Origin of the sequence: Microcoleus sp. M2_D5, assembly GCF_036701935.1 — a bacterium.
Lineage (GTDB): Bacteria > Cyanobacteriota > Cyanobacteriia > Cyanobacteriales > Microcoleaceae > Microcoleus.
Genome location: NZ_JAUBRP010000069.1, coordinates 1 through 18,872, shown reverse-complemented (window position 1 = coordinate 18,872; position 18,872 = coordinate 1). Strand labels below are relative to the sequence as shown.

General features: G+C 45.8%; 20 protein-coding genes and 1 pseudogene. 13 read left to right on the top strand and 8 right to left on the bottom strand.

What is annotated here, in order from left to right; all coding sequences use genetic code 11:
• Positions 1-44: 44 nt before the first annotated feature.
• Positions 45-974: an LD-carboxypeptidase gene (locus QUA50_RS23270; protein ID WP_333267399.1), complete on the top strand. Its 930-nt coding sequence runs from the start codon at positions 45-47 to the stop codon at positions 972-974.
• A gap of 165 nt (positions 975-1,139) precedes the next feature.
• Positions 1,140-1,922, top strand: coding sequence for a hypothetical protein (locus QUA50_RS23265; RefSeq protein ID WP_333267397.1), 783 nt, complete (start codon positions 1,140-1,142; stop codon positions 1,920-1,922).
• Between the two features lie 319 nt (positions 1,923-2,241).
• Here QUA50_RS23265 and QUA50_RS23260 read toward each other — a convergent pair whose 3' ends face one another.
• On the bottom strand, positions 2,242-2,445 hold the full coding sequence (locus QUA50_RS23260) for a hypothetical protein (RefSeq protein ID WP_333267395.1): 204 nt from the start codon (positions 2,443-2,445) through the stop codon (positions 2,242-2,244).
• Positions 2,446-2,946: 501 nt separating this feature from the next.
• Between QUA50_RS23260 and hemE the strand changes: the two genes are divergently transcribed.
• From hemE to QUA50_RS23230, 6 genes are all read left to right on the top strand, one after another.
• Positions 2,947-4,011: a uroporphyrinogen decarboxylase gene (hemE, locus tag QUA50_RS23255; RefSeq protein ID WP_333267393.1), complete on the top strand. Its 1,065-nt coding sequence runs from the start codon at positions 2,947-2,949 to the stop codon at positions 4,009-4,011.
• A 468-nt stretch (positions 4,012-4,479) separates the two neighbouring features.
• Positions 4,480-5,445, top strand: coding sequence for an NAD(P)-dependent oxidoreductase (locus QUA50_RS23250; protein ID WP_333267391.1), 966 nt, complete (start codon positions 4,480-4,482; stop codon positions 5,443-5,445).
• An 824-nt stretch (positions 5,446-6,269) separates the two neighbouring features.
• Positions 6,270-7,862, top strand: a complete 1,593-nt coding sequence (locus tag QUA50_RS23245) for a B12-binding domain-containing radical SAM protein (protein WP_333267389.1) — start codon at positions 6,270-6,272, stop codon at positions 7,860-7,862.
• Between the two features lie 462 nt (positions 7,863-8,324).
• Positions 8,325-9,221, top strand: coding sequence for a M48 family metalloprotease (locus QUA50_RS23240; RefSeq protein WP_333267387.1), 897 nt, complete (start codon positions 8,325-8,327; stop codon positions 9,219-9,221).
• Between the two features lie 128 nt (positions 9,222-9,349).
• Positions 9,350-9,796: a DUF6932 family protein gene (locus QUA50_RS23235; protein ID WP_333267386.1), complete on the top strand. Its 447-nt coding sequence runs from the start codon at positions 9,350-9,352 to the stop codon at positions 9,794-9,796.
• Entirely contained in the window at positions 9,793-10,311 is a 519-nt protein-coding gene (locus tag QUA50_RS23230; protein ID WP_333267384.1) for a DNA-binding protein, read from the top strand. The genes QUA50_RS23235 and QUA50_RS23230 overlap by 4 nt, the downstream gene beginning before the upstream one ends.
• A gap of 94 nt (positions 10,312-10,405) precedes the next feature.
• Here QUA50_RS23230 and QUA50_RS23225 read toward each other — a convergent pair whose 3' ends face one another.
• Both QUA50_RS23225 and QUA50_RS29310 read right to left on the bottom strand, forming a co-directional pair.
• Positions 10,406-10,930 (bottom strand): hypothetical protein, encoded by a 525-nt coding sequence (locus tag QUA50_RS23225; RefSeq protein ID WP_333267382.1) that lies wholly within the window; start codon positions 10,928-10,930, stop codon positions 10,406-10,408.
• Positions 10,931-10,960: 30 nt separating this feature from the next.
• Positions 10,961-11,113 (bottom strand): annotated as a pseudogene (locus tag QUA50_RS29310) (Tse2 family ADP-ribosyltransferase toxin); the annotation flags it as partial.
• On the opposite strand from QUA50_RS29310, the gene QUA50_RS23220 reads away from it, so the two are divergent.
• Positions 11,053-11,358 (top strand): DUF5674 family protein, encoded by a 306-nt coding sequence (locus QUA50_RS23220; protein ID WP_333267380.1) that lies wholly within the window; start codon positions 11,053-11,055, stop codon positions 11,356-11,358. The pseudogene QUA50_RS29310 and the gene QUA50_RS23220 sit on opposite strands and share 61 nt — an antisense overlap.
• The gene (locus QUA50_RS23215; RefSeq protein ID WP_333267379.1) at positions 11,355-11,708 is read left to right on the top strand and encodes a hypothetical protein; all 354 of its coding nucleotides are present in this window, start codon (positions 11,355-11,357) and stop codon (positions 11,706-11,708) included. The genes QUA50_RS23220 and QUA50_RS23215 overlap by 4 nt, the downstream gene beginning before the upstream one ends.
• Positions 11,709-11,862: 154 nt before the next feature.
• Here QUA50_RS23215 and QUA50_RS23210 read toward each other — a convergent pair whose 3' ends face one another.
• Together QUA50_RS23210 and QUA50_RS23205 are read right to left on the bottom strand one after the other, a co-directional pair.
• Positions 11,863-12,174, bottom strand: coding sequence for a hypothetical protein (locus QUA50_RS23210; RefSeq protein ID WP_333267377.1), 312 nt, complete (start codon positions 12,172-12,174; stop codon positions 11,863-11,865).
• Entirely contained in the window at positions 12,158-12,364 is a 207-nt protein-coding gene (locus QUA50_RS23205) for a hypothetical protein (protein WP_333267375.1), read from the bottom strand. Before QUA50_RS23205 ends, QUA50_RS23210 begins: the two co-directional genes overlap by 17 nt.
• A 401-nt stretch (positions 12,365-12,765) precedes the next feature.
• On the opposite strand from QUA50_RS23205, the gene QUA50_RS23200 reads away from it, so the two are divergent.
• The 3 genes from QUA50_RS23200 (at position 12,766) to QUA50_RS23190 (ending at position 14,705) form a co-directional block, all read left to right on the top strand.
• A complete protein-coding gene (locus tag QUA50_RS23200; RefSeq protein ID WP_333267373.1) occupies positions 12,766-14,142 on the top strand; it encodes an NB-ARC domain-containing protein in 1,377 nt (458 codons plus the stop codon).
• Between the two features lie 82 nt (positions 14,143-14,224).
• Positions 14,225-14,479: a DUF4160 domain-containing protein gene (locus QUA50_RS23195; protein WP_333267371.1), complete on the top strand. Its 255-nt coding sequence runs from the start codon at positions 14,225-14,227 to the stop codon at positions 14,477-14,479.
• Positions 14,442-14,705, top strand: coding sequence for a DUF2442 domain-containing protein (locus tag QUA50_RS23190; protein ID WP_333267369.1), 264 nt, complete (start codon positions 14,442-14,444; stop codon positions 14,703-14,705). Before QUA50_RS23195 ends, QUA50_RS23190 begins: the two co-directional genes overlap by 38 nt.
• A 204-nt stretch (positions 14,706-14,909) precedes the next feature.
• On the opposite strand, the gene ftsH4 is transcribed toward QUA50_RS23190, so the two are convergent.
• From ftsH4 to QUA50_RS23175, 3 genes are all read right to left on the bottom strand, one after another.
• Positions 14,910-16,787, bottom strand: coding sequence for an ATP-dependent zinc metalloprotease FtsH4 (gene ftsH4 / locus QUA50_RS23185; RefSeq protein WP_333267367.1), 1,878 nt, complete (start codon positions 16,785-16,787; stop codon positions 14,910-14,912).
• A 406-nt stretch (positions 16,788-17,193) separates the two neighbouring features.
• Positions 17,194-17,667, bottom strand: coding sequence for a tryptophan-rich sensory protein (locus QUA50_RS23180; protein WP_333298879.1), 474 nt, complete (start codon positions 17,665-17,667; stop codon positions 17,194-17,196).
• A 112-nt stretch (positions 17,668-17,779) separates the two neighbouring features.
• Positions 17,780-18,625 (bottom strand): M48 family metallopeptidase, encoded by an 846-nt coding sequence (locus QUA50_RS23175; protein WP_333267363.1) that lies wholly within the window; start codon positions 18,623-18,625, stop codon positions 17,780-17,782.
• Between the last annotated feature and the right edge of the window lie 247 nt (positions 18,626-18,872).

The window sequence follows — 18,872 nt, the reverse complement described above, 5'->3', positions numbered from 1 at the left end:
ATTCACCAAACACGATATAACAAATAACAAATAACTAATAACAAATGACTAACATAAAATTTCTGCAACCAGGAGATTTGCTCAGAGTAATTGCTCCTAGCGGCACTTTGCGAGAATCAACCAACTTTGAAAAGGGTGTAGAAATTTGGAAATCTCGCGGCTATCGAGTTGAATTAACACCGGGTTTTGACGATCGCTGGGGCTATTTGGCAGGTTCCGACGAAAACCGCGTCCGACAGCTAGCAGATGCCCTCAATGACCCGGATTGTCGCGGTATTCTCTGTGTTCGAGGCGGTTTCGGCAGCACTCGGCTTTTGGAAAAAGGAAATGTGGGAAAGGCGGAAAACTCCCAATTTCCAACTGCCGATTCCCATTCGCCGAAATGGTTAATCGGTTTTTCCGACATTACTGCTTTGCTGTGGAATCAGGCTAAGTTAGGGATTTGGGGCGTTCACGGGCCGATGCTGACAACTTTGGCGGATGAACCGGATTGGTCTGTCGATCGACTTTTTGACTGCATAGAAGGTCGTCCCTTACAATCTTTGCAAGGTAAAGGATGGGGCAGCGGACAAGCCACCGGGCGGCTGTTTCCTGCGAATCTGACGGTGGCTTCTCATTTGCTCGGAACCCCGTATCAACCGGATTTGAATGGGGTTATTCTCGCATTTGAGGATGTTTCCGAGGCTCCTTACAGGGTCGATCGAATGTTGACTTTGTGGCGGATGGCGGGGGCTTTCGCTGGGGTGCGGGGCATTGCTTTGGGGCGCTTCAGCCGCTGCGAGATTGACCCGAGTATTCCCAGTTTTAGCATTGAAGAGGTTTTGCGCGATCGGCTGGGGGACTTGAATATTCCCATTGTCTCGGATTTGCCCTTCGGGCACGACGGCGTTAACGCTGCTTTACCGATGGGAATTAGGGCTTGTCTCGATGCCGAATCGGGATTGCTGATTTGCGGCGATAAATCGCAACTTTAGATTAGGCATCAACGTCTATAACTTTAGCTTGAGATTTTGCACCCGCTAAATAATCCCGTTAGGTGAGGTTGACACGGTTGGCAGAAATTACATTTAAAATGGATTGTGTATGCAAATGTCGGCGCCAAGAAAGCAAAAAGATTTTAAAATTTTCGAGAGGTTGATATGAGAACTCACAACTTGTTAAACAGTATTGCTGCCGCTGTGCTAGTTGCAGGATTGGCACTTACGGGGATTTCCTCAAGTGCTGTTGGCGAACAGATACGGAATAACGATCGCGTTGCCGGAGTAATTCGCCGCACTTCCCCCATCTACCGTTTTCGGAATATGTGGGTTCCGGGCTCTCCGACGGAAGAATTGCGCGGTCAAGAATACACATTCAGCGCCAGGGAAGGCGACAACATTGAAGTGTTTTTAGATACAGATAGAAGCCGCGGTTTTACTCCCGTCATGGTGCTGTTTTATGGGAATAACAAACAAGTCGCTTTTACGCAAGACCGTTCTTTTAATTATCAAATTCCCCGTAGTGGTGATTACAAGCTTTTAGTATTAGCAAAAGATGCTTCCAGAGGCGGTAACTACACGCTGGAAGTTGCGGGAATTGATGGGGGCGACAGACGATCTCGCAATTCGCGGGACGATTGGTACACGAGGCGAGATGACGATCGATATGACGGTCAATATGACAGATCGCAGCTTCTGGAAGATGATTTTGGCTTGCGGCCTGTTGATTGTCGCGAGAGACGTTCTATGGTGAGAGTAAGGTTTGACGATGGCAATCAAGATTCAACTTACTGCGCTGTCCCGACTAGAAACTTTCCGGCGGGAGATTATTACTACAATTCGCGGACTAGAAATTTAGACTCGGCGAGGCGGAATGATAGTAGATTCGATGCGGGCCGCGATCAATGTCGGGTAGTGGTGGGCGGAGTGTGCGTGACGAGGTAAGCGGAAAAAACCAGAATATTTCCCAATAAATTGTAGGGGCGGGTTCCCCAACAATCCCTAATTCACATCAACAATATCTATAAACCCGCCCCCACCCAACCTACCAACTCCGATTAGGAACAAGTTTTTGGAGTTCTGCGATGGGTGGGGGCGGGTTTTGGGGGGCGGGTTTTGGAGTTCGTCGATTTCATTGTAGATTTGGGTGAACCCGCCCCTACAAATCTTGGTATTTTAGATGTAATTTTGTATTCGTGAATCAGTTGCTGCTTACCTGCTAAAATTTCTGAGGCTATTAATTCAGATTCAAAAATAATGGATACTATTGATATTTAAGGCTTCCGTTTTCATTATATTCAAGCTCATGATACTTCCCACCTAAACCTAAATCATATAAGCACCTCTGGTAGTTTTTGGGCCCCATATCAAAAGCATTAGTCTGATTCAATCTTGCCCGTTCAGCTACTTTTATCTGGCTAGTTACCCCTGAAGCATCCGCTACGGTTTTGACAATCCAATCAAACATCTTTATTTACTGTTTAAGTTCGTATAATTTAATGATATTCCTATGATTTTTATTGTCAAGTTTCCATTCAATTAGTTTCCAAGCGCGAGTGGGGAGATTTGCGAGGGTGCCCAAAATTATCCGCCAAAACTCCTTGAAGCCCGCCGAGTCAATCGCTGAAACCATTGCCCAGCAAAGCTGCGAGGGTTAGAACGAAACAGCGTCGTTTAAAAGATTTTCCCTAAGCCTCGCAAACTGCCAGAGTTCGATCGCAATTGAAACAAGCCCAAAGAAACCGGGTTTTTCAGCTAATCTACGAGTCACAACGCATCATCTTCGCAAAAAACCCGGTTTCTGACCACCCCTGCGTCCAGCATTAGATTCGAGTTCTAGCCATTGTCTCAGTTTCTTTCGCGATCGCAAAATACACATTTGTACACACAACGATTTTGTCAAAAAGGACGATCGCACAGTGGTAAGCTACCAAAGGCATTGAAATATCTAAGGTAGAGAAAAGTTAAAATGTCGGCATTAAATGAAGTTCCCTTGTTGTTGCGGGCAGCCCGCGGCGAAACCCTAGACCGCCCGCCCGTGTGGATGATGCGCCAAGCCGGTCGCTACATGAAAGCCTATCGAGATTTGCGAGAAAAGTATCCCTCATTTCGCGAACGTTCCGAAATTCCCGAAGTGGCCATCGAAGTTTCCCTTCAGCCGTGGCGCGCGTTTCAACCCGACGGCGTAATTCTGTTTTCCGATATTGTCACACCCATGCCCGGTTTGGGCATCGACATGGACATCGCCGAAGGTAAAGGCCCGATTATCCACGCACCCATCCGCACTCAGCAGCAAATCGACGCGCTGCAACCGCTGAACCCGGAAGAAAGCTTGCCGTTTATCAAAACAATCCTGAAATCCCTGCGCGAGGAAGTCGGCAACAAATCCACCGTGCTCGGTTTTGTGGGCGCGCCGTGGACGCTGGCGGCCTATGCGGTTGAGGGCAAAGGTTCTAAGGATTATGCAATTATCAAAAACATGGCATTTTCCGATCCAACTTTACTGCATCAGTTGCTGTCGAAATTCGCCGATGCGATCGCCGTTTACGTGCGCTATCAAATCGACTGCGGCGCCCAAGTCGTGCAGATGTTCGACTCCTGGGCCGGCCAACTGTCCCCGCAAGACTACGACACCTTCGCCCTACCTTACCAGAAACAAGTATTCGAGCAAGTCAAAAAAACCCATCCCGACACCCCGTTAATTCTGTTAGTCACCGGTAGCGCCGGCCTCCTCGAACGCATGACAACATCCGGCGCGGATATCATCAGCGTCGATTGGACAGTGGATATGGCCGACGCGCGGCGACGTTTGGGCCCGAATATGAACGTTCAAGGAAATCTCGATCCGGGCGTGTTGTTTGGTTCTCAACCGTTTATTCGCGATCGAATTCTTGATACAATTCGCAAAGCCGGTCATCGCGGACACATCCTCAACTTGGGACACGGCGTCTTACCGGGAACTCCCGAAGATAACGTGCGTTTCTTCTTTGAAACCGCAAAACAAGCCGACAAATTGCTTGCAGTTGCTGCTTGAGTCCGACAATCCGACAGGGGTTGAAACCCCTGTCTCATAGCTAAAGTCCTCGCTATGAGGACTAAAGATTAACATTTCAGTCGGTTTTAACTCACTAAAGATAACCCTTGCGAATAAAACATCCCGTAGGGGCGGGTTCACCAATAGCTTTAAGGAGTGCAGACAGGTTAAATAAACCCGCCCCCAGCCACAAAAAAGCCCTTTATTAACAATGGTGCTCTTCAGTCGGTTTCAACTCACATCTTGCACCATTGTCAGCAACAGGCAAGATGCCTGTTCCACAAGAAAATTCACTCTTTTGTGGAACAGGCATCTTGTCTGTTCATAAAAGACTAATTGAGAATGGTGCAACATCTCAGTTTCAACCGACTTTTGCCCGACGCCAGGGGTTTCAACCCCTGGCGGATTGCAGGAGAATGAAACAGCCCAATTCTCCCCCTTGCCGTCCCCCCCTTCCCCTTCTGCAAAATGAACGCCAAAAAAATTTTCATAACGGGTGCAAGTGGCTGTATCGGTCACTACATGGCCGAAACTTTGATTCAAGAAACAAACCACGAACTTTACCTCTTAGTTCGCAACCCCGAAAAATTAAAATTTGACTGGAAAGCCCGCCCCGGCATCCATGTATTACAAGGCGATATGCGAGATATCGAGCAATTTGCCGAACTTCTTCAAACAATAAATGTAGCAATTGTAGCCGCTACTGCTTGGGGAGGAACTCAAGAAGTTTTTGACGTTAACGTAACGAAAACTCTCCAGCTAATTCAACTACTTTCGCCACAGACTTGCCAGCAAGTAATTTATTTTTCAACGGCCAGCATTCTCGGTCGAGACAACAATTTGCTCAAAGAAGCCGGGGAACTGGGGACAGATTATATTAGCTCAAAATACAACTGCATGGTGCATTTGTCTGCTTTGACAAATGTGCCTCCGATTACGGCACTTTACCCGACATTAGTATTGGGAGGAGACGCAGAAAAACCAGTCTCTCACTTGTCATCTGGCCTGCCACTTGTCGCAAAATGGATTGGTTTGATTCGCTGGTTTAAGGCAGATGGCAGTTTTCACTTCATCCACGGCGCAGATATTGCTAAAGTAGTTAATTATTTAGTTGAACATCCGCCCGCTTCCGATGAACCGCGACATTTTGTGCTAGGAAATCCGGCGATTACAGCTAACGAAGTGGTAGAACAAGCTTGCGAGTATTTGAATAAAAAGATATTTTTTCGGATAACTCTGTCACCTTGGCTGGCCGATTTCTTTATTTGGCTGTTCCGAATTCAAGTGGCTGCTTGGGATAGATTTTGCATCAGCTACCGCCATTTTACCTATCAAAATCTTGTGAATCCCGAAAGCATAGGAATGCCGAGTTACTGCGGCACAGTTGCTGATATGTTAAAAACTAGCGGGATTTCAGATAAAAATACAAAGTAGCGCGTACACTCCGCACCAATAATCGGACGGGCTAGAAGCCCATCCCACAAGAAAGATTGTGGGATGGGCTTCTAGCCCGTCCCTAATTATTTTTGCGCTTCTCAAATCCCATCCCACAAGAAAAACAATTTGTGGGATGGGCTTCTAGCCCGTCCCTAATTCTTTATGCTATTCAAGTCTAGTGTTTCAAATTCTTTTTGGCCAGATTCCTACACTTTTCAAATCGGATTATCGTCAATTAACGGTCAAATACGATAAGATATCAGCATTTGCAAACTTTAACAGGGAACTGCAAGCTAAAAATTGCACTCCATTTGTTTGTCTTAGGGGGTGTCACCCCTCGCCAGATATTCGATCGAGTGCAAGATCGTAATTTTAGCCTTAACATGAAGTCTTGAGAGTCGATCGAACTCTCACGCCCCGCCAGCCCGATCACAAGTTGTTTACTGATGTCAGAAACCTCAGCCTAAAGGCGTGAGGCTTGAAAGAGAAATCTAACAGGCCATTCTGACCAGACTAAGCTTTAAATAGCTACGTTATTTAGGTCACGACACCCTGGGATGCGAAGCTAGTCCCTTGCTCTGTCGCTAGTGGTTAAACAGTCTTAAGGTCACTGAGACAGTGCTGCTAGCCTAACAAGCCTTTATAACTTTGTCGAAGCTAACTTTACCCCAGAAATGGGAGTTTGGGGCAACCATTCCCCAAAAATCGGAGAGGTTGCATTAAATTCCCTCTCCGACCCCGAAAGGGGATTTAATTCAATGTAAAGCCGTCCTATAAGGACGGGGCTTCAGACCCAGTTTTTTGGTGAGGTTTAACATATAATGCGAGTTCTTTTAGTTTACCCGCTGTTTCCGAAAACATTTTGGTCTTACGAGAAAATCCTAGAATTAGTCGATCGTAAAGTGCTGCTGCCACCGCTGGGTTTAGTAACGGTAGCAGCTATTTTACCCCAAGAATGGGAATTTAAGTTAGTCGATCGCAACATCAGACAAATCACCGAAGCAGAATGGGAATGGGCAGAGCTCGTTATTCTCTCCGCAATGATTGTCCAAAAAGAAGATTTGCTAGCCATAATTCGCGAAGCAAAACGGCGCGGTAAATCCGTAGCTTGCGGCGGCCCTTACCCGACATCCGTACCCGAAGAACCTCAAGCAGCGGGCATAGATTACCTGATTCTCGACGAAGGCGAAATCACCTTGCCGATGTTTGTCGAAGCAATAGGGCGCGGCGAAAAAAGCGGAATGTATCGATCGGACGGCGTAAAACCCGATGTTACCACAACCCCAGTTCCCCGCTTCGATTTGCTGGAATTAGACGCCTACGACTCAATGTCAATTCAATTTTCCCGAGGCTGTCCTTTCCAGTGCGAATTCTGCGATATCATCGTCCTCTACGGCCGCAAACCCCGCACCAAAACCCCCCAACAATTGATAGCCGAATTAGACTGTCTCTACAACTTGGGCTGGCGGCGCGGCGTGTTCATGGTAGACGACAACTTTATCGGCAACAAACGCAGCGTCAAACTGTTGCTAAAAGACTTAAAAGTCTGGCAAGAAGAACACAAATTCCCCTTTACCTTCAACACAGAAGCATCCATCGATTTAGCCCAAGACCAAGAATTGATGGACATGATGGTTGCTTGCAATTTCAATGCAGTGTTTCTTGGGATTGAAACTCCCGATGAAGAAAGCCTGCAAATGACGAAAAAATTCCAAAATACCCGAAATTCCCTGATCGAATCCGTAGAATTAATTGCCAAATCCGGTTTGCGAGTAATGGCCGGATTTATCATCGGATTTGACGGCGAAAAACCCGGTGCCGGTCAGCGGATTGTCAAGTTTGCCGAAGCAGCAGCCATTCCGAGCACAACCTTTGGAATGCTGCAAGCTTTGCCGCACACTGCATTGTCCCACAGACTAGCAAAAGAAGGGCGGTTGCGCGACAAATCTGGCAACCTCAACCAGACTACCTTGATGAACTTTATCCCGACGCGGCCTCTCGAAGATATTGCCCGCGAATATGTCGAGGCATTCTGCGAAGTGTACGATGCTGAGAAATATTTAGACCGGACTTATCGCCATTTCTTAATGTTAGGTGCACCTACAGCAAATATACCTGCTCGAGTTCCCAGTTGGATAGACTTGCGAGCACTGTTAACTGTGGTGTGGCGTCAGGGAGTCAAGCGCAAAACTCGGTGGAAGTTCTGGCATCATTTGTTCAGCATTCTCAGACGCAATCCTGCGGTTTGGGACCATTATTTGACAGTCTGTGCTCACAACGAGCATTTCCTCGAATACCGCCAGATTGTGCGGGATGAAATCGAAGCTCAATTGGCTGAGTTTTTGGCGTCGGAGTCTCAAACTGTATATCAAGAACCTGTTTCTGTTGAGGAAAAGCAAGTGCAAGCGGTTTAGGGTTCGAGAATTCAACCGCAGATGAACGCAGATAAACGCAGATGGATTTAAGATTGTCTGCGTTTATTTTGTTTTTAATCTGGTTTGCAGGTTCTGGCTGGAAATGTCATATCCTGTGGCTATGCGGCCTGTTGAGAGCAGGCGAGAGAGTCTCCCGAGGCATTCCGTGTTTCTGACTGAAAAGGTGAAATACTACTATTGGCGGCAGCAGTTATTTCGGCAGATAGAGACGCGATCGCGTTAGATTTTAGATTTTAGATTTTAGATTTTAGATTTTAGATAGCAAAATAGTAAGTAGGTAGGAATAAACTTAACAACGCACATGAATGAGAAATTATCTGCAGTAAATACTACCATTTGTCGCTCAAGTTACTTCGGCAGATAGATACGATCCCGCCCCCAAGTATGAAAATCTAATAACAAGCTCAAAAATATCAAAATATCGATCGCCCTCAACCCGCCATGCTAGGAACAAATCAACTCAGGACTGCAGCTCTCTTAGGACTCTTAAGCGGCCTTCTAGTTTTAGGAAGTTATTACTTAATCGGCAACGAGCAAGGACTTTACATCGGTTTAGCCCTAGCAGCCTTCTCAAGTTTTAGCTCTTGGTACTATTCCGACACGGCCGCTTTAATGGCTTACCGCGCTCGCCCGATCGCCCGCAGCGAAGCACCAGAAATCTACGATATGGTAGCATCGCTGAGTGAAAAAGCCGAAATTCCCGTACCTAAAATCTTTGTAGTTCCCACTCAATCTCCCAACGCATTCGCCACAGGAAGAGACCCGGAACACGCGACAATAGCAGTTACTGAAGGCATCATGAATCTGCTTTCCCGCGAAGAATTGGAAGGCGTTATAGCGCACGAACTCACGCACATTCGCAACCGCGACACTTTGACTCAAGCAGTTGCAGGAACAATTGCCGGCGCGATTACCTTTGTCGGGCGAATTCTGACTTTTGGAGCGCTTTACGGCCCCGTTACGCGGGATAGCAGACAAGGCCCGAATCCGTTTGGGTTGCTGTTTTTAATCATTTTAGCACCGCTATCAGCAACCGTAATTCAAATGGCAATTTCTCGGACGAGGGAATTTGCAGCAGACAGCGGTGCGGTGGAAATTACCAATAACCCCATCGGTTTAGCAAACGCGCTGCAAAAATTGGAGAAAATCGGTCATGAAATTCCGATGCACGGCAATCCTGCGATGTCGCCGCTGCTGATTGTGAATCCTTTTTCGACTAAAGGTTTGCAGTCTCTTTTCCGCACTCACCCGCCGACAGAGGATCGGATTCAGCGCCTTTTGGAAATCGCGCAGCAGCAGCAAGGTTCTCCAGTGATGGCTTACGTCAGCGGAAGTTAATCAGTCGAAAATGCAGAAACAATATTTAGAAACCCGGTGTTTTGAAGCAGCCGGGTTTCTGTATGTTTATAATGATAGCTGTGGTACGATCGACTCGCACAACTAATTTGCGGCGCGGGTGTGAGTAAGTGATTCCAGAATTCGATGAAAACGGCAATCTACCACGGGGAGTTCATTGGTGCGAATGGGAGGAGTTTGAGGAAAGATTTGGTACGACTGTTCCCAGAAAAAACATGATAAAGGGGTTGAAACTGGCAATGACTCAGTTAAAAGCGGCAGGTGCTAGAACTATCTATATTGATGGTAGTTTTGTTACCAGCAAAGACAAACCTAATGATTTTGATGCTTGTTACGATAGAGAAACTGTAGACAGGGAGTATCTGAGAATCAATGCTCCTAGATTGTTCAATCATCAGGATCGAAATGCCCAAAAAGCTAAGTATCGAGGAGAGATTTTTCCCTCAGACGAACCTGTAGGCAATTACGGAGAAAATTCCTTTGAATTTTTTCAAAGCGACAGAGGGCAAAACAAGAAAGGAATTATAGCGCTCGATTTAATGAGGTGGGAACCGTGATTAAAAATGAATTTCAGTATGAAGTCAGCAAAGATTGGGTGCAAAAATTCAACAAAACTCTAGCAGCAATGGAGCGGGATGAAGAAGCAAAAAGAAAGGACTTCCTTAAATGGGATGCTGGTAGAGGTTCGATTCAGCGCCATTTGGATCAGTTGCACGAAGAAATAGCAGAATATGAACGATTGATGGCGTGGGACAAGAGTAAGCCGATCGAAGTTGTAGTTGAGAATTTCAATAAACTATCAGATGCTTTAATTAAAGCTCGAATGGCAGCAAAAATCAGCGTGGAAGAACTAGCAGAAAGGTTGGATATGGACCCTGAACGCCTTAAGGAACACGAGAAGAAAGATTATCAAGGTGCTAGTTATATGGAACTCCTTGAAATTAGCTGTGTTTTGGGTCTGGAGTTTAAGACGGCTGTGATGCAGGTCGATTTTGAGGAAATAGAGTTTACCAAACAAACAATAGCAGAATCGCGCTATCGAAAAAAGAAGAAGGCCAGTAAAACCGCCTAAAAATTTGAGGGTGCGATCGGAAAAACTACTGCGTTGATTGGGTTTGTTGGGTGTAAATTAGATAGGCAGGGGGCGATGTCTCCACTAAAAGGATTTACCCCACGCTCAGCAATTCATCAAGCTTGTTCTTTAAGTCCGGTGATGCTAGTAGTGGTCTATAAACTTCACCTTCATAGGGCTTCCAAACATATCCGAGACAGAAAGATCGAAAAACCGAAGATGCTCCCGTTGCTTGCCAAACAGCTTCAGCTAAAACCAATCCAGGAAAAACCAAGGCAGGCTCTTCAATCAATTCGCTGTAGGTTCTAAACTCATCTACTTCCATACCAACTAAAGCATACCGAAACGGTGGAGCAAACCGCAAACTCTGATACATAAATATACCTATTTCCGTCATTAAATAAGCACTTTCTGGAGTGTCAATTCCAATCTCACTGATGCCACTTGGACAAACTCGACACCACCAATTTTCTTCTATGTCCTGAAAACTTTCTGCCCGACATTGGGAATGTCTACCGTTTGAGATGACCCAGGAAATTTCATTGAAATATTGAGCAAATTGCTGTGCTTCAGATTGCTTTGTGCCACATTCAGCCGATAAGCTAAACACCCATGCCATTGCTGTTCTCCCGTTGACTAAATTAAACTATCAAACTTTCTCCCATTCGCTCTGTGTCTGGGCCAGGGCTGCTTCATATTTCTCTAAAAGCATTGTAGCGCTTGGCAAAATACTGACATGAGTTGGACTATCTTGCACAGCTTCAATATCTCCGAGGATCTTGCTGTCGTCAATCTGCCAAAATCGAACGGGGAATTTTGGCGGGTGGTGGAGAACTTCACGCTGATTGCGAAGCTGTGTTGCTAGAAAATGGGAGTAAGCAGGTAGATATTTGGGGAGCAGATTGGTATCCGCTGACACAAGAGGTAGGCTATGAATCTCTAATCAATATCCGTCCCCGTCAGAACAATCGTTCGATGAAAATTCAAGATCCGATGATTCGACAACAAGTTGCTCATATCGTTCAACAGTTACTAGGAGGATTATGAGAGATTGGAATAGTTTAAAGGAACGCTATTTGCGAGACGAACTACCCATTCGTTTGGGAAATTTAGCATCGAATTTGGCACGAATTAAATCTCGCTGTCAAAATGCAGCAAATGGCGAAATAATTGAAAGTTTGCTGCAAGAAAGTAAGCTGTTTATTGAATGGACGGCTCAAGATGCAGAAATAGAAATAGCTGCTGAGTTAGTTGAGTTGCAGATTCAGTTAGCTTGCTGGCAATATTCTTGGCCAGGAATTTGGGAGGATGCGGAACAACGAATGAGAGTAGGAGAAGAGGGCAGGATTTGGTCAGAAAAAGTGCTGAATATGTCGGGTTTGTTGGCTGGGGATTAGATCGAGGGCGATCGATATTTATGCGTGATTGGGCGATCGCCCTCCGTGCCAACATCGCATTAGATTAGTCGAAATAGATAAGATTGTGAGTAAAAAAAGGTTGGGTAACACGAGCGTCAACCCAACCTACCAGTAAGGGCGATCGCCCTAACATTTAGTCGTTCCTAAGATGTTGATTAGTGGCGGCAAGCTGTTCAGCAATGGTAGAAAGCTGATAAGCCGTTACGACAAGCGCCTTACCAATAGCAGTCAAGGCGGCTGATTGCGCTGATTCTGGACAGCTTCGCCCCGTATCTTCTGCTTCGCGGAGCAGCTTCTTTGCCGACTCTAGTAGTAATTGGAGGTTTTCTTCTGACATTAATTCACTTTTTCCATCTGAAAGATTGTATTTGTTCAAAATATTGGGTTTCCTTGCGTCAACCCAACCTACAATTAAGGGCGATCGCACTTCAATCATCTGTGGCAAGTCTTGCCTCTTGCTGTAGTTTACTCACTTGTATCTTAAACTCCGCAATCTCCTTACGCCAATGTTCGACATGGTAGCGATCTTGAATTTCATGAGCATTTGCAATTTTGCGATCATGCTCTGCAATGCGTTGCTTAAGTGACTCAATAGCACTAAGGATGCTCTTGCGGCTTTTGCTTTTACCCGACATTATTTACTCCTTATTTTAGTGGTTACGGTCTAAGTAAGCTGTGCCGCATCTAATTTGAATAATCGCAATTTGTAAAACTCTTGTGGAGCGGGTCTCTTGGCCGCCCTATTTATACAACTTAGAGGCGCTACAGCTTATTAATTAGAACGCAACTGCGGTCTAACAGAGCATTACAGGGTATAAAACGCCAAGCGTTTAATCCCTCAATTTACCCTTTAATGCTTTTTCCATGATCCTTAAAAATAAAAGCTTTGTCTAGTTAAAAAACGTTCAATTTTGCCGACAATTTTCTCCGAATTTTACTTTCTTTAATCTGGTTTTGTACGCAAATGTACGAAAATGTGCTAAAACGCTGGAAAATGTGAGCTACAATACACAAAGCTCTCGCATCTCGCACCCAGATGAATCTTAAAGAAATGTTAAAATTCGCTGATGATATAGTATTTGCTAAAACGGGTCACCACCTTGACGATTTACAAGCAGCGGTACTGCGGGGAACTCTACAACGCGAGACATACAAAGAAATAGCGAAAGACTTTGACTGTTCTGAAAGTCGCATCAGGGAAATCGGATCGGAATTATGGCAGATACTTTCAGAGGAGTTAGGGGAAGATGTCAGTAAAACAAATTTTTGCTCCACAATGGAGAGGTTCCAAGTCTCTAATTCTTCAAACTTTGCACAAGACGTTGTAGCCATCGGTAATTTCAACATCTGTGGAGAAAGTAGACACCCGCCCAATATACCAAACTCACGCCCACCCAATCCAGAAACATCTAACTCAAAACAAACTAAAACTCTACATCAAGATTTAAGCGAAATGCCAGAGTTGGGCGATTTCTACGATCGCACCCCCGAACTCGACACCCTCACCACCTGGATTCTACAACAACGCAGCCGCCTCATAGCGCTGACAGGCATCAGCGGCATCGGCAAAACCTCCTTAGCAGTGCAACTCGTACAACAAATTAAAGACGAGTTTGAGTACGCAGTTTGGTATACTCTCGACGAATTCCCCAGCATAGATACATTTCAATCTAACCTAACACAGCTTTTTTCCCAGTCAGAAAACCTAGATTTATCCGCAACAAACCAGAAACGCTTACCGCTGGTTAAGTATTTGCAAAAGCATCGCTGTTTAATAGTCTTGGATGACGTTCACAACCTTTTCTGTAGCGGGGAATTGGCAGGAAAATCTAAACCAAAATGCGAAGAATATCGCTCTTTATTCAAACAGATAGAAAAATTATCCCATCAAAGTTGCTTTCTGCTAATCGGTTGGGAACAACCCAGAGAAGTGACTCAAATTAAAAGCCAAAACACTCTTATTCGTACCTTACAACTCAAGGGTTTAGACATCGCAGCCGGACGGGAAATACTCAGAAATTATGGGTTAGAAGAAAGCGACAACAGTGAAGCACTCATTCACCGCTACCAAGGCAACCCCCTATGGTTAAAAAGCGTGGCGAATCTGATTCAAGAGTTGGAAATCAGCGCGACAGAATTATTACTAGATGATACCATATTGTTGCCTGAAGATTTGAAAGATGTTTTACAGAAGCAGTACGATCGCACTTCCGAACTAGAAAAACAAGTTATGTCATTGTTGGCGGCAGAAAACCAGCCAGTCAACCTAGCAAAATTACTAGAAAAAGGACAAATATCATCATCGGATTTACTCAACGCGCTCCAATCTTTATCGCGGCGCTGCTTGATAGAAAAACAGGAAAGTCTTTACACTCTGCCACCTGTATTGAGGCAGTATATCAAAGGGTTGTAACCAAAATATAAAATCGCAGTGTGCTATCATAGAATACAAAACTTACAGATATTCGCCTTGAAATGTTGTATAACCTGAAATTATGCCAACTATTTTACGAGTAGGCCCTTACCGACTTTACTTTTACAGCCATGAACCGAATGAACCACCTCATGTCCACATTGACAGAGACAAATCATCAGTTAAATTTTGGTTGGAGCCAGTCAGTTTGGCAAACAACCTTGGTTTTAGTGCTAAAGAACTTCGGAAAATACAGTCGGTAGTACAAGAAAATCAACAAATGCTATTGGAGGCTTGGTATGGGTATTTTGGCGATTCGAGCGGACGAGAGAGTTAAGGAAATTCATTTTACAGAAGAAACAATTAGTGTTGATTTGATGGATGGACGAACCATTACTGTGCCTTTAATTTGGTATCCCAGATTGTTTAATGCAACGCCCGAGCAAAGGGCAAAATGGGAAGTATGCGGAGGAGGCTATGGCATTCACTGGGAAGAAATCGATGAAGACCTCAGTACAGAAGGAATGCTGCGGGGGGCACCGGCTCCGAAGCCTTCTCCTTGAAAATTTACGAGCTAAGAAATACCAAAAAATGCAGATGATATTTTGTCATCATCTGTGTTTATCTGCGTTAACCTCTGCTTGAATTAAACAGTCCGGGATGCGCTGGGAATAAAGAAACCGGGTTTTTCTCGAATCTGCTGCCTACAGCGGAGTATTCTCGTAAAAACCCGGTTTCTAGGCCTCATGCGTAAGTCCGATTAAACCCTATTTAACTGAAGCCGCGACCTTATCTAAAGGCCGCACTTGAGAGAGGAATTCGCGAAGTGCATCACCTTCCACCACCTCAGTTTCCAACAGTTTCTGCGTAATTGTTTCCAACAATTCCCGATTTGCTTTCAGAATATCCAAAGCTTGCTGATGTGCAGTTTCGACAATTTCCTTCACTTCTTGGTCGATCGCCTCAGCAGTCTGAGCACTTACCGCACGGCGGGCATTTCCCATACCGTCATTGAGGAACATTGATTGTTGACCTCGATCGTAAGCTAGAGGCCCCAAAACCTTACTCATCCCGTAAGTCGTCACCATCCGTTCAGCTAAATCCGTCGCCCTTTGCAAATCATTTGAAGCGCCAGTAGTAATGCTACCAAACACAACTTCCTCAGCCGATCGCCCGCCCAACAAAGTCGCAATTTGACCCCGCAATTCCGACTCATCTAACAAGAAACGGTCTTCAGTCGGTAACTGCAAAGTATAACCCAAAGCCGCCATACCGCGAGGCACGATCGAGATTTTGGCAACTTCGCCATTACCAGTCATCAGAGCACCCACCATTGCGTGGCCCACTTCGTGATAAGCAACAATGGTTTTCTCCTTTTCATTGAGCACGCGGCTTTTCTTTTCCAAGCCCGCTACAATCCGTTCGATCGCCTCTGCAAAGTCTTCCTGCGCTACAGTTAGGCGTTTGTTGCGCGCCGCCAACAAAGCTGCTTCATTCACCAAATTTGCCAAATCTGCGCCCGAAAAACCGGGGGTGCGAGTGGCGATCGCCTTCAAGTTAATATCCGGGCCCAACTTCACTTTTTGAGCGTGAATGTTCAAAATTGCTTCGCGGCCAGATAAGTCGGGGCGATCGACCAAAACTTGGCGATCGAAACGGCCGGGGCGCAACAAAGCCGCATCCAAACTTTCCGGGCGGTTAGTTGCAGCCAGCACAATTACCGTAGTATTGCCCGCCGCAAAACCGTCCATTTCAGTTAACAGTTGATTGAGAGTTTGTTCGCGTTCGTCATTCCCCCCAAAGCTAGCGTTGCTGCTGCGGGATTTGCCGATCGCGTCCAATTCATCAATGAAAATAATACAAGGAGCCTGTTTCTTAGCCTGCTCGAATAAATCTCTAACTCTTGCAGAACCGACACCTACAAACAGTTCCACAAATTCAGAACCGGAGATACTAAAAAACGGCACGCCAGCTTCACCAGCCACTGCTTTTGCTAACAGAGTTTTGCCAGTTCCCGGAGGCCCGACTAACAGCACGCCTTTCGGAATTCTCGCACCTATTGCCGTAAATCTGTCGGGAGTTTTCAGGAATTCAACAACTTCGACTAATTCTGTTTTAGCCTCTTCTACTCCAGCCACATCGGCAAAAGTAATTTTCGCCGCTTCGCCTTCTACATAGACCTTAGCTTTGCTTTTGCCCAGCGACAGCGCACCCTGCGGCCCACCGCCCTGCCTGTTCATGAAAAATTGAAAAATCGCCACAAAAATCAGCGGTGGAACTACCCAGCTTAAAACACTGCCGATCCAGCCATTTTTGGAAGGGGGAGTTGCCGCAAATTCAACGCCTTTTTCTTGCAAAAGTTTAGGCAGATCCAGGTCAAAAATCGGGGTAGTTGACAGCACTTGACCGGGTTTGTCGCCTTCGCCTTTAAGTTGGTAGCGAATTTCATTTTGACCTACCGAAGCTCGCGCCACATCTTGTTCTTGCACTTGATGGACGAACAAGCTGTAAGGTACTTGCGGAATTTGAGGGCCGAACAAATTCGGTAAAAAGATGTTTGCCAGCAAAAACAAACTTGAGAGCAATAACAAAATATTGCTAATTTGGCGAAAACGAGGTGGTTGGGGCTGGTCTTTAATGGCCATTGATAACTGTCATCCTTTGATTTAAAGCAGTTTTATTCATCTATTTTCTCATCTAATACGCACACACTGTCAAGCGGATTCCCTCACTCTATCGGTCGGTTAACCCGGTAGCACGGATTTGCTATTATTAACAATATTTTTTTTAATAACCGCGAACAGTAACAGGCGAGACGCCTGTTCCACAAAAGAAGAAAATAGAAGATAAGAGCGGAACAGCAACAGGCGAGACGCCTGTTCCACAAAAGAAGAAAATAGAAAATAAGAGCGTTATAGTTGTGAATGGTTAGTTAGTAGTTACCGGATGGTTATTTACTTCAGAATCGCCTGAAAATTCTCTGGCTCTTTTATTACTTAGTGGAACAGGCGTCTCGCCTGTTATTCTTCGCGTCTTCGCGGTTCGTTATATTTATGCAGCTTCTGGGTTTAACTGAATCATTTCCCAAGTAGTATAAGTGCCGATCGCACCCCAAACCGCGTAGGGCAAAAGTAATAAAGCGGCGGTTTGAGAAATCGGCAAAACAGCCAACAGCAGCACAACTCCCAAAATCTCGCCAGCCCCTCCCAAAATCGTCCCTACTTTCAGACTTTTGGCTCTGAGAGTAGCGGGAATATAAGCAACTGTGACAATTTCTAAAAGCAAGTACAAAGCCATCAGCAGCCAAGTTTTAATGCTCCCTGGTTCCTGTTCCCAAACGACAGCAGCGCTGCCGGCACCGCAAGCAAAAATTACTGTCCAAATGAACGGAATAGCAGGCTCAAAAAACATCCAATCCGGTCTTTGAAGTTTGACTGCCCAGTTAATATCGCGCAGTTTAAAAAACAAAGTGCCGAAAGCGACGGAGAAAGTCACCCCGCCGATAATCATCCAAGATTCAATCATGGTTTTCAACTTTCCAATTGCTCGATCGCTCATTAAGTCGATCGTGTCAAATCCAAGCCGAACTTAGATCCGCCTATAGTAATAACTTTTGTAAAGCCCGATGCAATTATTGCTAACCGCGCGACACATTCCTCGCAAACTCATCGCGTCCCGACTCCAAATTAGCTGGAACGCCGTTAGGGTAATTTTGCGCGATTAAAGCTTGCAACTTTTGCACTCGGTTTTCAGGGTTGGGGTGAGAACTCAAAAACTCCGGCGGCGCTTCGCCCTTCCTAGCGGCACCGAGGATTTGCATCACCTCAACAATACCTCTAGGATCGTAACCCGCCTCGGTCATAAACCGAAAACCGAGCCGATCGCTCTCAAGTTCATCCGATCTACCGTACCGCAAACCGACAACTTGATTGACAGCTTGAGCAATTAATGCTGCCTGCTGCCCGCCCCCGCGATCGTCGCTAGTAGCCACCCCAACCGCCGTTACCAAAGCCCTGCCCAACTGCTGTTTTGCCAAGTGTTCCGCACCGTGGCGGGCGACAACGTGACCGGCTTCGTGCCCGAGTATAGCAGCCAACTGAGCCTCCGAATTCAGCCGCCCCAGCAGCCCCGCAGTAATGAAAACTTGTCCCCCCGGTAAAGCAAAAGCATTGACAGTTTGGGCGTCTCGCAGCAGGTGGAATTCAAACGGATAACCCGCTTGTTTCGCCACCGAACCGTTGATAACTCGCGCTCCTACTCGATCGAGATACTGCTGAATACTCTGACTGGGATAAAGCCCCCCGTGCTTGGCGGCCATTTGATCTCGCGCCCGCAATCCCAAAACTATCTCTTGGCGGGGAGAAAGCTGCACCCGCTGTCTCTCTCCTGTTACCGGATTTTCTACGTCGTTTGTATAATAGGTGATTGCCCCAAAAAATGCCATTAATAGCCCGATCGCAGCTCGAAATAAAAATTTGTTCACAGGCTTTCTACCTAAAAAGTTTCGCGATTAGAATACTATGGTGACAGCTATCTCGACATCTGTCGGAAGTATCAACAAGGGAAAGTTGTTAGAGTTTTTTGATATAATTTGCGAACAAGGCTTTTTTTAACAAACCGCGAAGGCGCGAAAGGCACGAAGGAAGAGAAGAAGGTTATAGTTAGGAATGAGAATTAAATAACTTCCACTCTTGAAAGTGGGATGGGCGTCCCGCCCGTCATGAGTGGAC